General features: G+C 54.1%; 14 protein-coding genes and 3 pseudogenes. 11 read left to right on the forward strand and 6 right to left on the reverse strand.

Translation table 11 applies throughout. The annotated features are described in order from the left end of the window. Positions 1–90: 90 nt before the first annotated feature. Positions 91–378 (forward strand): annotated as a pseudogene (locus ACYZT7_RS16940) (DUF6957 family protein); the annotation flags it as partial. A 66-nt stretch (positions 379–444) separates the two neighbouring features. Here the strand turns inward: ACYZT7_RS16940 and ACYZT7_RS16945 are convergent. Next, positions 445–1,965: an RNA-directed DNA polymerase gene (locus ACYZT7_RS16945; protein ID WP_462037492.1), complete on the reverse strand. Its 1,521-nt coding sequence runs from the start codon at positions 1,963–1,965 to the stop codon at positions 445–447. 393 nt (positions 1,966–2,358) lie between these two features. Continuing rightward, positions 2,359–3,306: a site-specific integrase gene (locus tag ACYZT7_RS16950; protein ID WP_462037493.1), complete on the reverse strand. Its 948-nt coding sequence runs from the start codon at positions 3,304–3,306 to the stop codon at positions 2,359–2,361. A 198-nt stretch (positions 3,307–3,504) separates the two neighbouring features. On the opposite strand from ACYZT7_RS16950, the gene ACYZT7_RS16955 reads away from it, so the two are divergent. Beyond that, complete coding sequence (locus tag ACYZT7_RS16955; protein WP_462037494.1) at positions 3,505–4,512, forward strand: DNA-binding protein; 1,008 nt, start codon at positions 3,505–3,507, stop codon at positions 4,510–4,512. Between the two features lie 356 nt (positions 4,513–4,868). On the opposite strand, the gene ACYZT7_RS16960 is transcribed toward ACYZT7_RS16955, so the two are convergent. Further along, a complete protein-coding gene (locus ACYZT7_RS16960; protein ID WP_462037495.1) occupies positions 4,869–5,327 on the reverse strand; it encodes an XRE family transcriptional regulator in 459 nt (152 codons plus the stop codon). A 263-nt stretch (positions 5,328–5,590) separates the two neighbouring features. On the opposite strand from ACYZT7_RS16960, the gene ACYZT7_RS16965 reads away from it, so the two are divergent. The 5 genes from ACYZT7_RS16965 to ACYZT7_RS16985 all read left to right on the forward strand — a co-directional run bounded on the left by ACYZT7_RS16965 (position 5,591) and on the right by ACYZT7_RS16985 (position 8,844). After that, positions 5,591–6,322, forward strand: coding sequence for a metallophosphoesterase (locus ACYZT7_RS16965; RefSeq protein WP_462037496.1), 732 nt, complete (start codon positions 5,591–5,593; stop codon positions 6,320–6,322). A 627-nt stretch (positions 6,323–6,949) separates the two neighbouring features. Then, the gene (locus tag ACYZT7_RS16970; protein ID WP_461959738.1) at positions 6,950–7,363 is read left to right on the forward strand and encodes a DUF6957 family protein; all 414 of its coding nucleotides are present in this window, start codon (positions 6,950–6,952) and stop codon (positions 7,361–7,363) included. A gap of 19 nt (positions 7,364–7,382) precedes the next feature. After that, a complete protein-coding gene (locus ACYZT7_RS16975; protein WP_461959739.1) occupies positions 7,383–7,760 on the forward strand; it encodes a hypothetical protein in 378 nt (125 codons plus the stop codon). A 27-nt stretch (positions 7,761–7,787) separates the two neighbouring features. Continuing rightward, positions 7,788–8,198 carry an antitoxin Xre/MbcA/ParS toxin-binding domain-containing protein gene (locus ACYZT7_RS16980; protein ID WP_462037497.1) on the forward strand — a complete coding sequence of 137 codons (411 nt, stop codon included), beginning with the start codon at positions 7,788–7,790 and terminating at the stop codon, positions 8,196–8,198. A 298-nt stretch (positions 8,199–8,496) separates the two neighbouring features. Continuing rightward, on the forward strand, positions 8,497–8,844 hold the full coding sequence (locus tag ACYZT7_RS16985; RefSeq protein ID WP_462037498.1) for a hypothetical protein: 348 nt from the start codon (positions 8,497–8,499) through the stop codon (positions 8,842–8,844). A 193-nt stretch (positions 8,845–9,037) separates the two neighbouring features. On the opposite strand, the gene ACYZT7_RS16990 is transcribed toward ACYZT7_RS16985, so the two are convergent. Together ACYZT7_RS16990 and ACYZT7_RS16995 are read right to left on the reverse strand one after the other, a co-directional pair. After that, entirely contained in the window at positions 9,038–9,442 is a 405-nt protein-coding gene (locus ACYZT7_RS16990; RefSeq protein WP_461959741.1) for a hypothetical protein, read from the reverse strand. A gap of 185 nt (positions 9,443–9,627) precedes the next feature. Next, on the reverse strand, positions 9,628–9,864 hold the full coding sequence (locus ACYZT7_RS16995) for a hypothetical protein (RefSeq protein WP_462037499.1): 237 nt from the start codon (positions 9,862–9,864) through the stop codon (positions 9,628–9,630). Between the two features lie 134 nt (positions 9,865–9,998). Here ACYZT7_RS16995 and ACYZT7_RS17000 point away from each other — a divergent pair, with 134 nt between their 5' ends. Continuing rightward, positions 9,999–10,355: a hypothetical protein gene (locus ACYZT7_RS17000; protein ID WP_461959742.1), complete on the forward strand. Its 357-nt coding sequence runs from the start codon at positions 9,999–10,001 to the stop codon at positions 10,353–10,355. A 56-nt stretch (positions 10,356–10,411) separates the two neighbouring features. Beyond that, the gene (locus tag ACYZT7_RS17005) at positions 10,412–10,777 is read left to right on the forward strand and encodes a histone-like nucleoid-structuring protein, MvaT/MvaU family (protein ID WP_462037500.1); all 366 of its coding nucleotides are present in this window, start codon (positions 10,412–10,414) and stop codon (positions 10,775–10,777) included. A 217-nt stretch (positions 10,778–10,994) separates the two neighbouring features. On the opposite strand, the gene ltrA is transcribed toward ACYZT7_RS17005, so the two are convergent. Further along, positions 10,995–12,281, reverse strand: coding sequence for a group II intron reverse transcriptase/maturase (gene ltrA, locus ACYZT7_RS17010; protein ID WP_462037501.1), 1,287 nt, complete (start codon positions 12,279–12,281; stop codon positions 10,995–10,997). Positions 12,282–12,995: 714 nt separating this feature from the next. Here ltrA and ACYZT7_RS17015 point away from each other — a divergent pair. Continuing rightward, positions 12,996–13,292: pseudogene (locus tag ACYZT7_RS17015) on the forward strand (transposase); the annotation flags it as partial. Further along, positions 13,289–13,546 (forward strand): annotated as a pseudogene (gene tnpB / locus ACYZT7_RS17020) (IS66 family insertion sequence element accessory protein TnpB); the annotation flags it as partial. The pseudogenes ACYZT7_RS17015 and tnpB, both read left to right, overlap by 4 nt. Between the last annotated feature and the right edge of the window lie 5 nt (positions 13,547–13,551).

A 13,551-nucleotide genomic window follows, 5' to 3' on the forward strand; every position in this document is an offset into this window, starting at 1 on the left:
TGCTGGTCGACCCGGGCAGCCGCTTGGAAGGCGCCCACGATGATATGGATCATATTTTAGCGGTGGCAGACACATTTTTTCCAAGGGCGGCGCTTTTGGATTGTGCGACATTGGATGGTGATGGATGTAATGTTGAGTGACGTCGCTATCAATGTGCTCTCAGGCTGTGGGCCTCAACCCACCGTTCTGTATGATCGCAGCGTTGTCTACGACACCCAAACCGGCGGAGCGCGCCCGGGAGCCATGAGATCGAGCTTCCAGCAGGAATACGATGGCCACCTCTTCACAAGCCTGGAAACGTTGTACGTACTCGCCGGCACAATAGGTCGAAGGCATGCGAGCTTGCCGGCGCTGCTGGCACTGGAAAAAATGCGCTAGTGCTTCAAGCAGCGCATACCCGCAGGGGCGACGTATCTTTCCGAGTGGAACATTATCGGGATTACCTCAAAGTCCCGGCAGATCGTCCTGCACCCATTTGCAGACCCAGCCATCAAGTTTGGTCAATGCGACGCTGTTCTTTAGCTGCTGAAGGCTTACTTTGCGCTCATCCGGCGACAGCCCGCTGAGCGCCAGGATATAAGCCCGACGATCCCATGAAGCCGTCGCAGACACCTTTTGTTTCGCTTCCTTCGACCAGGCGCGATTGCCCCTGGCGAGTTCGGCGGTTGTTGCGGTGGATATTGAGCATCGCCGAACGTACTGCTTCAGCACGCTGGTGTTGCTGTCCACATGCCTTGCGAGGTACCAACCTATCCAGACCTTCGCGCTTTGGCTGTCCAAATGACCCTGCTGGCACGCGTCCGACAGCGCTGGCGCGAGGAGAAGGTGATCCTCTTCGGGAAGTGCGTCGAAATACAGCGCCACGTCATTGATCACTGGAAGGTAAAACTCCAGGTCGTCACACAGCAGAGGAGCGATGGTAAAATCGTGGGCATGCTTTGCCCGGCGGATGATTGCTCGCATGACTCCAAGGTCAAGCAGGCCGGACTCCTTGGCGCGCTCCATTGCGCTGGAGAGGCGGTCGCCAAGGCTGCTTTCGTCTTCTTCATCCTGATTGTGTTCATCCGGATCTTCCCGGTATTCCCCATAGTGGTTTCCGGCCTCGATGCTGCGCATGAGATCCAGCTTCTCAACCTGATAGGCGTTCTGCAGTTCCACATGGAGAAAAGTAGATGAGTCCTGGATCTTGGTTTTCTCGGAGACCAGGCCAAGCCTGTGCTGCTGGTGCAGGTACACCACCAGGTCTTCGAGGATGATCTTGAGCGCTGCTTCGTCATCACCGAATATTCGGTAGTCATCAACGTAGCGGACATGCTCCAGGCCCCTCTGGGCGATAAACTGGTCGACGTCGATCAGCGCCGCCTCAGCAAGGATAATGGACGCTGCCGGGCCCACCGGTAAGCCTTGGGAGGACTTGCTATTGAGCCTCATTAGAAAGGCCTCAATCTCCTTCGCCACGTCAGCACCAGCGCTGATTTCCTCTAGACCGTTACGGATACGATGCAGATAAATCTGGTTGTAGAAATCACTGATGTCTGTGGACAGCACGTATGCATGTCGGCTGGCCAGGTACTCACAGCGTCGACGGTAAGTATCAAAGCCAGAACCGCGCGAGAAAAAGCTGGTTGGACTGACTTCGATCCGGTAGGCACACGAAATGTGTGGGCCCATACGCGCCCGCTCAACCTTATTCGCGACCAAGTAGACGAGGGCGGTGTAGATCAGGGCATCTAGCGGCTCTAGCTGATGCACAACCCGGTGGCCGCCCCGTGCTTTATGCCACGACAGGACACGCGGAGGGTTGCTCAGAATGTCCTTGAGCGGGGTTGTCAGCAGGTACGCTTTAACTTCGTCCCAACAGTGCCAAATCGCAAGAAACTCGAACGGCTTCGGAAAGAAATCGGTGTCGTAGTAGGCATGAATGTGCCGGCGGGCGAACTCAAGAGCATCTTCCGTGAGCAGCATTTTATTTTCCTTGAGGTTCGCAGGATGTGATGGGATGCTCCTGAGCATATTCGGGATTCACGTCATGGTCATCAGCTCTTTGAAAGCAAATCACTGGCGGCAATCTACGACAGCAGGGGCTGATTCTGACGTACGAAATCGGGGGCAGAGAGATGTCGCACAATTACCAGTCGTATAAATGCGGTCGTTGCCATTCAGAGCTGCATATAAATCTGCAGTGGCACTTGCTGCCCTGGGCCAGTCGCCGAACTGAAAGAGCTCACTTTTAGCCGTCGTACAGCGTTTTCTTCAGCCGCTGCAGGAATTCAACGTGTGAAACATGGGGAGTCCTTGCCTTCAATCCATTCCGCATCCGTTGTTCTTGAACAGCCCGCCCGCGCGTGGCGCATCAGATTAGGGCGTCTCCAAGCGCGCGGGGGCGGTCTTTGCAGCCAGGCCACCAAAGGACATGCTGGCGTCCACATAGCGCAGCGCCGATTTCATATCCTTCCAGCCCACATAGCTCATCAGCCCTTTGATGTCCCACCCGTTGGCGGACGCCCATGTTGCAAAGCCGCGCCGCATTGAGTGACTGCTATACAGCTCCGCTGGCAATCCTGCCTCTTTGAAAATGCGGCGCAATATGGGGATCAGGCTATGCGGCCGCATGGCTTTGCCTGACAGATTGCCCCAGCGATCAATCCGTTGGAACACCGGGCCTTTAGCGATCCCCGCAACCGTTATCCAGTTGATGTAGGCCTCGACAGGGCAGAGCATCGTCAGTGCTGGTGTTTGGAATATTGTGCCTTCGTGCTGGCGATCACCCTTGGTGTAGGGTAGGAAAAAGGTAATGCCTTCACCGCTTGAGGCTTGGGTGTCCTCCACCGTTAGCCTGGCCAACTCGTCACCTCGAAAGCCACGCCAGAACCCGATCAAAATGATCGCCACCGAACGACGGTGACGCACTAGCGTTTTGTAATCTCCGCTTTCAATGGCGACTGCTGCTTCCCTTTCAAGCCATGTGACCGCTTGCTCCAGGTGCTTCAGCAGCAGTGGGGCGGCCTGTTTAACCTGTGCAGGGTGCACGACCCTGATGCCTTTGATCATCTGGCGAACGTCAGGCGTCTTTGTCGGATCAGGGAAGCCTTGATTGATGTGCCATTGCGCAAGAGCTGCCAGACGCTGCTTCAGAGTGTTGATGGAGAGCTTGTCCGCGTACTCCGCCAGGTAGCGAACGACGCCCGCGCCCGTCGAGGGCAGGTACCCGCCCCAAGTCACCTCGAAGTGCTCGATCGCCGCCCGGTAGCTTTTTCGGGTGTTCTCCCGGGTGCCAGCGCTGAGGTACCGATCTGCCTTTTCCATCGTACTGTGCCTTCAAAATCGGAGCGTTTATGCCCGCACACGCCAATTGATGGTTATCTGGAAGCATCCTAAGAGTCAAGAAGCCATAAGCCTCCATTATTTTATCAAAGAAATAGGTGTTATCTATCTTTTTTTTGTAAGTAAAGTGCTATGTATATACGTAGTATGTAAAACAGTACGAAATCGTAGGAGAGGAAAATGGCACGCGGCGGAATTAATAAGGCGATTGTCCAAAAAGCGCGAGAATCGCTACTGGCTCGGGGAGAGAATCCGAGCATTGACGCCGTGCGAATCGAACTGGGTAATACCGGCTCGAAGACAACAATTCATCGATATTTGAAGGAAATCGAAGATTTTGATCCTAGACCGCGTGCCTCTAGGGAACGATTGAGTGACGAGTTAACCGAGCTTATAGCGGGCTTATTGGAGCGAATGACGAAGGAGGGAGGTGAGGCTACCGCGCACGCCCAAGCGCGTTTCGACGAGCAGCGCATCGAGCTGGAGCGAAAGCTCGATGGATCGATTAACGAGCTCGCCTCGTTGCAGCGTCAATTGGTTAGTCAGAAGCAGGCGCTAGAGCTTCAAGCCGATGAGTTAAAGATTTGCCAGGCGAGCCTTCAAGCTGAGCTCACCCGCAATGCACGTCTTAGCCAAAATTGCAGTGACCTAGAAGTTCGTGTGCAGGAGAAGGATGAGCAGATCCGTTCTCTGGAAGAGAAGCACCTTCACTCTCGAGAAGCATTGGAGCATTACCGCAACGCGGTCAAGGAACAGCGGGATCAGGATCAACAGCGACACGAAGGGCAAGTGCAACAAGTGCAGGTTGAGCTACGACAGCTCCAGCAGTCGTTGATGATCAAACAAGATGAGTTGACTCGACTGAATAGAGACAACGAGCGCTTGCTGAGCGAGGCGCGACAGCAGGCCAAAGCGGTGGCGATGAACGAAGACGCGGCGCTTCGATTGACCAGGGAGATTGCTGCCATGAAGACAGCAGTTGCCAAGGCAGACGGGGCGAGAGAAGCGCTTCAAGAGCAGCTTGGTATGTCACGCGCCGAATCCAAGCGGCAAGAGGAGGGGCTGGCGCAGGCAAGCGCGCAATTGGCCGAAGCCAGAAGATTGTCGGAGCAATATTCTGCGGAGCTCTCTCAGCTACGGCAAACCACGGATCATCCCGGCACTGACAATGAAAGCTCCACAAAATAAAACCAGGGGAGAGTTAGATTGATCAAATTTGACGCGGTGTGTAGCGGTTTTGTTGCGAGCACCCTTGACCTGAAACATGCGCACGAGCGCCTGAATGAGATGGTTTCCTCGGATGATTGTTCGGGGCCACTGAAGCGTATTGGCCGAGTAGCGTCACGCGTGAAGAAAGTGACGCCCAAAATGAGCACGGAAGGCCTCGATGCGTAGAGGGCTAAAGGAAAGTCGCTGCGAATTTCTAGGGGTTGTCTTGACTTGCGGCCTTTGAGAGGGCGGTATCGAGATAAGACAAAACGTCCGCGGCCCAACAGGCTTTTTGCTTTTGATCGCACCTGGCGAGGTGTTACCGGTGCGATCAGTCACTCTTCAACGCGCTTCCAGATCCTACCAACCGTGGATGTCGGCATACCCAGAATGTCCGAAGCCTGCTTTTGAGTCAGTCCGTGTGCCCGGCAGCGGAGCACCGCGCTGACCTTCTCCGGCGAGGTGCGTTGACCTGGTAGTCGGGGTATTAAGGCACCGCCTACAAATTGCGCCGGCAATCCCTCCAAAACCCCCAGATCTTTGAGCTTCTTGATCTCTTTGTTGAGGTACTTGAGAAAGTCTTCCGGTGACAGCTGCTTTTCAAAGCTGGCCGCAACGGCGAGAAGAGCCAGCGGCTCTACGTCCAGGTGGTTAGCGAGTATTTCCAGGGTGTCGAGGGTTACGCTGGCCTTGGCGTGCTCCAAGTTATAGACATGCTTGGCATCCACTTGGCCATGGAAATCCTCTTTCGCCAGGCCACGGGCCGACCGAACGAGGCGGATGACAGCTGCCAACGGAACTCTCAACGGCATTACAAATCCCCAAAGCTGAGGATAAAGCCATATTGATCAATCCCGATCCATGGAATATAGTCCCCTTACTGGGATTGTCACTTGGACACGGCTTTCACATGGATCGTCTTTTGCTGGGATGAGCCTGAGCCAGATGCATGCAATCCGTGCTGATCTTTTCCTTGAGTCCCTAATCGGTTAGCCCGAAATGTTTGAGCGGTAAGACGGCTATCAATATATCGCTTAATCGAAGTTGCCTGTTCACCATGAAGCTCCAAATTTACTCAGACCTGCACAACGAGTTCGCCTCCTTCGCGGTGCCTGCCGGCGCCGCGGATGTCGCCATCCTCGCGGGCGACATCTACACGAAAGCGAGAGGCGTCATCTGGGCCGGCGAGGCCTTTTCTTGCCCGGTGATTTACGTCTGCGGCAACCATGAGTTCTATGGTGGCCACATCGATCACACGCTGCGCAAAATGAAGGAAGTCGCCTTACCGAACGTCCACGTCTTGGAAAACGAAACCTTCATTTGGAATCAAACACGGTTCCTTTGCGCCACTGCGTGGACTGATTTTTCGTCCACCGGGAACGTCGTTGCAGCTACCCAAACTGCGTGGGATTGGATGAATGATTTTCGGGTCATTCGGACTGGAGAAAACTATCGCCGGCTGCGCCCGTCCGACCTCATCAATCGAAACCACGCGTCGTTTGCCTGGCTCTCTAAGGAGCTCGATGAGCCATTCAATGGCAAAACTGTGGTCGTGACGCATCACGCACCAATTGCCGAGGTAATGGGTGACAAGCATGAGGGCCATTTGAGTGCTGCTTACTCAAACCGTTGGCACGAGCTTCTGGATAAAGCGGATCTTTGGATTTTCGGACATACACACCGGGCCATCGACATCACACTGGGCCGGTGTCGCGTGGTCTCCAACCCTCGCGGCTACCCATATGAAGACACTGGCTTTGATCCCAACCTGATGATCAACCTTTCGTGAGTGCGGTCAGACGTCATGCGCCCACTAAGTGCGCCTTCAAACCTGTGAAACGGTTCTGGCACATATCGACCGTGTCTACATTCCAATGCTGTCAGCGCGCAGGTCGGTGTCCGATTTTTCATGATATGCGGATTTCGAATGATGCATAGAAAAGACCAAATACGACCCTTGGTGACCCAGAGGCACTTCTTAGTTGCAGCGGTATGAGCGAGGTAGAGCGTGGCCCATCGATTCCGCCAGCAGTCGCCATGGCAATGGAAATGGATTTCGGTACGCCCATCTCCGCGTATTTGCTCGCAGCTGTCGATAGCCCTCCAATACTGATGGGGACAGTTTATGGCGATACAACGGGGCGTTTTCGCGAAGGCGCCAGCATACGAACGTCCAGGATTACAAGCGTCGACTTCGTCAATGGCTATTCAATATTTCAAACCGTTGCAGGAAGTCGGTACCTGGTAGTCAGCTGGGCGCCGGGTGGCAACAACCTCTATATGAATCGGATTTATCACTGAGCGATCTGCAAATGCGGATACGCGTCGCAAAAAAGCTTCGGGTTATCCAGGTGGTAACGGGGATCGGGAAAATGATTCTTGGGCTGGTACCCGCGGCAAGAGTTGAAGCGAGATTATGAATACAAGAGTTACGGATGCAGACCTGCTGGGCGATTTACTGTTCGGCTCAGCACGCCCTCTAGGAGGCTCAAAACTTGGCGACGATGAGTTGATCGTACTGGCCGCCGATACCTTCAGAGAAAGGCCTTTTTGCATCGTCAGACATTGGATGGTTTTGGATGTGATGCTCCCAGAGTTTCAGGAGCGAGAAATCAAAGCGCAGGGGCTTGAGGCAACACTTTTGTATGCCCATGCAGCGGTATTCGACAGCCAGAACAAGTACCAGCCTGGCGATAGGATCGTAAGCGGATATCAACGTGATTTTGATGGCTGCTTTTTTGAAAGTGACGACACGATCTTCATCCTGGCAGGCCAAGGCGCGCGCAAGCATGCGAGCTTTCCCGCTGTCCAGGCACTATCTGCGTATTAGTAAGCGAGCACAAAATCCAATGATTGAAGATCTACTGCCTGTCCTGCGTGATCGTTACCCAGCGTTTTTCTGTAGCGCGCCTCTTCGCGAAATCGGATGCCTGCCAGGTTGGCTGGATTTAATCGATGAGCTTTGCCGCACGCTAAAAATTTACATGGATGCTCACCCTGAGCTGCCGTCGATTCAGGTGCGTCAGGTCAAGGAAAAATTCGGGGGGTTACGTTTCTACTATTCCGGTGGTGATGCGGCGTGCCGTGAAATGGTTACTTCTGCAGAGCAGCGGTCAATGTCGACCTGCGAGGTTTGTGGGCAAGCCGGGACTTTGGGAGGGGAGCGTTGGATCAGCGTACGATGCCTCGATCACGTCAACTGGTCACCCTCAGGCGATTGCGCATGAACTCACGGAAAGCTCCTTGTTGAATTCATGAAAACAGACATTTGGGTCACTGTGAATTTGCCTTCGCCAGGCATTGAACTTCACGATGTCGTTCGGCGCCGTATGCCTTTTCCCTCATTTCAGTTTCTAGCCGAGATGTTGTGTATCGATGAAGAGCTGCTTGGTAAGCACATCGGTATTTCTTCCGAACTCATGTCGAGCGCGGCGAAGGTAGGTTTTTTTTCTTTGTGCGAGAGCAGACGTCTGTATGGATTGATTGTTGCTCTACGGGCTTCCTGCGAACTGTTCGAAGGCGACGTTCAGGCAGCCAGGGCTTTCTTACGCTCGCCGCTGCGTTGTTTTAACTCAAAGCCACCTTTGGAAATGCTCATTACGGAGGAGGGCGCGAGCGCCGTGATCGATCTAATCGGAAAGCTCGAACACGGCGTACTCACTTGAATGCTTTCCTGTTTACGCGCTGACAAACAGGACGCCAAACGGGGAGTTTCTTGAATGAATACGCGCAGTAGCCCAGATGCTGACTTTATTGAGCACCGGCATTTTTCATCAGCCCGAACAGTGCGGCCTTTGCCACTGGAGTTGGTCGCACGCATCACCTTGCTAGTCGTGATGGGGACATTGACCTGGACGCACCGCTCGTGCTCGATGATAAACGATGCAGGCTCGCTTTCTGATCCTCGTCCAATTCGGGTTTCACCGGCTCATGCCACGCAAAACCTCGTAATAAGGGAGAGTGATGTATAGGGAACGTGATTTAGCCATTTGGTGTTCAGTATATGAGACATGTGGTGTCACTGAATTTGTGCGGCTGGTTGAAGAGGCGCTCACCAGCTACAAGCGTGTACCTATATATGATTGGCCGACTCGAGTTCACGTATCCGAACTCGGGTTACCGTGCGTTCAGGTTTTGCAAGGTGTAGTGAGCAGTCGAGGTTTATATGCCAGCATCTCAGAGGATTACATCGAGATCGGATCCCGTCTGACAAATCATCTGGGTCAGCAGCTGCAATGGCATCTCGTGGTCAATGACCTGGCAACTGACGAAATGAAGGAGGATCAATTGGGCATAGATTTAGGTATGTAACCGGGCCACATTGCTGATGTGCCGCCACACCTTCGATCCAAACTTTTCCATGCGCGTCATTTACTTCAGCCCGCACCTCGTGGCTCGGGTTAAGCAGTCTTGCGCGTCAAAACCATGTCGGCTTTCAGGACTTTTTTTTGTGCGACGGGCCGCTGGCGAGGAGGGGATAGTCGCCGTCGCAAACCAGGGGAAATTAGGAGAGACGGTGAGCCGCTAAATGCTCCATGTCTCGAATCCAGCCCCTCAGAAATTGGCGCCAGTCGTGGGCATAACTTCCTTCAGAAAAACGTTCGGAGAGCGCATTGGCTGCTTCGAATCTCGTTCGCCAAACTTCAGGTATGTGTTGGTCTAGAACGATCACGAAATGGTGGCCATCGCAGCTTTCGAAAGGCGTTTCTGGCACAGAATCTCGCAACTCCTCAATCGTCATGAGCTGAGCTTCCCCATGAGATTGTTCGAGATCTTGCCGATCAATCTCATCGAGAATGCTCAGGTGGGGTATTGCGCGTTCATCACCGGGTCGCAATCCCTCCAGATCCCACAAAGCCGCCCGTCTCGCACGCTCGCGCTGCCACAGGCTTTTCAAATCGACCGCCATCAAGATTTCCCTTAATACATTTACATTCTGCGCTAGCGTGTATCTGCAGGGGCGGATTCAATTTAAGCCACCACCTTCCTGGACGACCCATGCGTTCCAACAGGATACGCAATTGTACGCTGCTGGACGTTTAGATTTGAATGCACCCATCGCACACCTCTGAAAGCCAGCGTATTGGGCCGTCATTATTTCTTGCTGGGCAGTGTCAACAAAAATATTTTTTCAGAAGGCCCCTTGAAATTTTTTTTCAGCGACGGATCTTTATTATTTGAGACCAACAAAAAAGCAGCGATCTCGGCGCTCCACCTTTCACCGACCCTTCTGGCAAAACGATGTGATTTTTGCTTTTGCAGTGCTCCTGCTTCTGGCCTTTTCTTGCGATTTATCCTGTTGACGCTGATGTGTGACTGCCCTGTGGGCATAGCAAAATCGCCACTTCGCGGCGTGAGCCGCTGCTTTCCAGTTTGATTTCAAACAACGAGTAATTTTTCTAAAAAATACCCGTGTCGGACAACATCTGGGTGGGAGCTCCTAGTAAGCGAGGAGTGATATGTGAATGAACAGTGAACTCGAATCTGAAGTGTGGCTATCGGCACAGCAAGCGTGTGACGCCTTAACGTTTGAAGCATTAATTCAGCGGGCCGTGGATAGTTTCAAGAGGCATCCGGGATATGATCCTCTAGTGCGATTACATGCTTCCGACATTGGCCCGCTAGGTGTTCAGGTACTGCGTGCAGTGCTGCGGCAACGAGGGCTTGATCCTGAATCCTGTATTGATGTTCCTGGTTACCTTGAACTGCGGTCTCGACTCAAAGACCACCTACGCTCTCAGCTCCAGTGGTATCTGGTGAAGGGTGGGCATGCAACTGAGGAGATTCAAGAGGAGCAACTCCAAAGAGATTTGGGGCTGTAAAACGATCTATTATGTGTCCCGACACTACGTGTTATCCAAATTGAAGGAAATTACCAATGTTTCGTCTGGCTGAATACCGTAAACTTGAACAACAACTGGCCGCCCAGTTGGCGGAGCTCGAGTCGATGAAAAGTGATTCCGGCCTGAAGAAGGAAATGGAATTTGAGAGCAAACTGCGCGTTTTGCTGGGTGAGTACGGCTACAGCCTGCCGAACGTGATCAGCTTGCTTGATCCTCAAGCTCGCCGTCGCGCTCCGGCCATCGAATCCAAAGCGGGCACCCGTAAGCCTCGTCAAGTGAAGGTATACAAAAATCCGAATTCTGGCGAAGTCGTGGAAACTAAAGGCGGCAACCACAAAACGCTGAAAGAGTGGAAAGCAAAATTTGGTTCGGACACCGTAGAGTCCTGGTTGACCACGTAATCCTATTTTAATGCTAACAAAGTGCCCGTGGAGGGCCAGCAGTCTGGTATCAAGCAGGGGTCATTGCACAGCGGACTCCGTTCGCTCGCGGCAAAAGTGCTACCTGCAACTGGCGACGTGGAGACTGTAGTGACCATCCTCGATCATGCCTGCCTCGACGGTCGCGGTAGGGATGGCAGTTACCTGCCACCCCCCGCACAGATCCGTACGTGCGGAACTACCGCATACGGCTCCTGCCTTGGGTACGTGACGCGAAGCGATCCTCAGGGTAAGGATGTGCATTTCTGGGTCTAGGTATGTAGAGGTCGACAAGGCGTCCGTAGCGTGACCATTGAAGCCGATTACGCTGGCTGCGACGTTTTAGGGCTTGCCGCCATAGACGGCATACCGCCAGACGAAAACCACCAAGACGTATCAGGTTCCCCGGCACCGAGTGGTAGTTGAAGTATCCCGTGACCACCCGGGTAAGCCACTGACCCACGACTTGAACAGATTCGTGGCGTCGACGTTTCAGCTCATCCCGAATAGCCAGCAGCGTCGCACGCATTCGCTTCTTGACCGTCAGTCGCAGAATTTGAAACCCACCGCTTCTGTTGGTACTACAACAGTGTGTGAGGCCCAGGAAGTCAAAAGTCTCCGGTTTACCTAAGCCTCGCTTCCTACGATTTCTCGCAGCAAAACGACCAAACTCAATCAGCCGTGTCTTCGAGGCATTGAGGGATAAACCGAACCTGGCCAAGCGCTCCTGCAACTGCACCAAAAACTGCTGAGCCTGCCATTGCGTCCTGAAACCCACCACGCTGTCGTCCGCATAGCGCACAACAATAACATCGCCACGGGCATGCCGCTGGCGCCACTGCCTTGTCCACAGATCCAGCACGTAGTGAAGATAGATATTCGCCAGCAGCGGCGAGATCACTGCGCCTTGGGGAGTCCCCTTGGTCGCAGCCACCCTACGGCCATCCTCTATTACTCCCGCCTGAAGCCATTTGCAGATGAGCCCGAGCATGCGTCGGTCTGCAATCCGGTGTCCTAGAAACATCAGCATCCATTCATGGTCGATCTCATCAAAGAACGACGTGATATCCGCTTCCAATATCCAGTTCACCTTCTGGCCCTTGAGCGCGACCGTCAACGCATCCAGCGCATCGTGCTGGCTGCGTCCCGGCCGAAACCCGTACGAGAATCCCAGAAAGTCTTCTTCATAGATCGCATTCAGAACAGTAACAACCGCCTGCTGTACGATCTTGTCCTCCAGAGAGGCAATACCCAGCGGACGCTGCCTGCCGTCGGCTTTGGGAATATAGACCCGTCGCGACGGCGTTGCCCGATAGGCTCCACTTTGGAGCCTTCCGTGCAACTCGGTCACCCGCTGGAGAAGACCCTCCTCATATTCTCGCCACGACATACCGTCCACGTCTACCGCAGCATCACGGCGAAGTGCATAGAAGCTCTGCGCCAATAACTGCGGTGTAATGTGGTGCAGCAATGCCGTGAATCGCATACCCCGCTTCACGTACACCTTCAAGTCCCATCGACGCGCAACTGATCCGGCTCAGTGTCCGGGACGCGGGAGGCCTGTCGGTGTTTCCCTTGGCTACGTCCCTTTCCTCCACTATCTCCGCAGGGCCAGGCCCTTTGTTCGATGGCTTCTCAGGTACTACGGACGTATCCGACTTCTCAGCGACGTGGACAGCAGGGTTACGGCTTTTGGCCTTTCCTGCTCCGCCCGGTGCTTGCGCACCGGGCACCGCTGAGATCTCCCAGTTTCTGTGCGAAGGACTTCCCGACGTGCACAGGGTCTCCGACCGCGCGGGATCAGAGCATGACTGGCGTATATCGCCATGCTCCGTATTGCCTTCTGCTTCGGTTAACAGCATCGGCATCCCGAATTCCTGATTACGCGGCTCAATGGCTGGCCCATCGGTTTCCCCTGTCAACGCTTCACCCTGCACCTCACGGTGCAACATGCATGACTTGGGGTCTGGTTGATTCGCCATTTCTTACCAGTATCGAACTTTCATCGACTATCCTCCGCCAGCTTTAACTGGCGCACTAACCGTCCGGCCAGCACCCTCTCCTGACAGCCCTCCAAATTGGCCAAGATAGTGGACACCATTTTTTAATGGACACTATCTTGGATACAGTTGCCCCAGCCCGTCGAGCCGGTCGCCGCCCCAACTTTCCGCTGGACTTTAAACGCCAAGTCGTCGAAGCCACCTTCCAGCCTGGCGCCTCCGTGTCATTGATCGCTCGCGAACATGACGTCAATGCCAACCTGGTATTTCGCTGGCGGCAGCAATACCAAGAAGGACTATTCGGCCCGGTTAGTCAGAGTGCAACGCTTTTGCCAGTCCAGGTGATCGAGGCGCCAATGGATCTGCCGCAAGTCGTCCAGCCACAGGCAGAGTGTTATTCCGAGATCGCAGTTGAGGTAGGAAAAGCCAAGCTGCGTATCACGGGCGCACCAGACCCGCAGACGCTGCAACTCGTCTTGCAGCAGTTATTGCGATGATTGCCCCTCCCGCTGGAACCCGTATCTGGATCGCCGCCGGCGTCACGGACATGCGCCGTGGCTTCGACGGTTTAGCGGCACTGGTGCAGACACAGCTGGAAGCCGATCCCTTCTCCGGTCAGATCTTCGCCTTTCGCGGACGGCGTGGTGACCGGATCAAACTGTTGTGGTGGGATGGCGACGGTTTGTGCCTGTTTTGCAAACGATTGGAGCAAGGACGCTTTGTCTGGCCGCAAGCAACCAGCGGCAGTGTGTCACT

The sequence above is a fragment of the Pseudomonas sp. RT4P38 genome (assembly GCF_054897765.1).

Excerpts from the sequence above, each read along its gene's own strand:
- ACYZT7_RS16990 (WP_461959741.1), bottom strand. The coding sequence starts at position 9,442 with ATGGCGGTCGATTTGAAAAGCCTGTGGCAGCGCGAGCGTGCGAGACGG.
- ACYZT7_RS16955 (WP_462037494.1), top strand. The coding sequence starts at position 3,505 with ATGGCACGCGGCGGAATTAATAAGGCGATTGTCCAAAAAGCGCGAGAA.
- ACYZT7_RS16950 (WP_462037493.1), bottom strand. The coding sequence starts at position 3,306 with ATGGAAAAGGCAGATCGGTACCTCAGCGCTGGCACCCGGGAGAACACC.
- ACYZT7_RS16965 (WP_462037496.1), top strand. The coding sequence starts at position 5,591 with ATGAAGCTCCAAATTTACTCAGACCTGCACAACGAGTTCGCCTCCTTC.
- ACYZT7_RS16995 (WP_462037499.1), bottom strand. The coding sequence starts at position 9,864 with ATGCCCACAGGGCAGTCACACATCAGCGTCAACAGGATAAATCGCAAG.
- ACYZT7_RS16970 (WP_461959738.1), top strand. The coding sequence starts at position 6,950 with ATGAATACAAGAGTTACGGATGCAGACCTGCTGGGCGATTTACTGTTC.
- ACYZT7_RS17000 (WP_461959742.1), top strand. The coding sequence starts at position 9,999 with ATGAACAGTGAACTCGAATCTGAAGTGTGGCTATCGGCACAGCAAGCG.
- ACYZT7_RS16945 (WP_462037492.1), bottom strand. The coding sequence starts at position 1,965 with ATGCTGCTCACGGAAGATGCTCTTGAGTTCGCCCGCCGGCACATTCAT.
- ltrA (WP_462037501.1), bottom strand. The coding sequence starts at position 12,281 with ATGCGATTCACGGCATTGCTGCACCACATTACACCGCAGTTATTGGCG.
- ACYZT7_RS16985 (WP_462037498.1), top strand. The coding sequence starts at position 8,497 with ATGTATAGGGAACGTGATTTAGCCATTTGGTGTTCAGTATATGAGACA.
- ACYZT7_RS16975 (WP_461959739.1), top strand. The coding sequence starts at position 7,383 with ATGATTGAAGATCTACTGCCTGTCCTGCGTGATCGTTACCCAGCGTTT.
- ACYZT7_RS17005 (WP_462037500.1), top strand. The coding sequence starts at position 10,412 with ATGTTTCGTCTGGCTGAATACCGTAAACTTGAACAACAACTGGCCGCC.
- ACYZT7_RS16980 (WP_462037497.1), top strand. The coding sequence starts at position 7,788 with ATGAAAACAGACATTTGGGTCACTGTGAATTTGCCTTCGCCAGGCATT.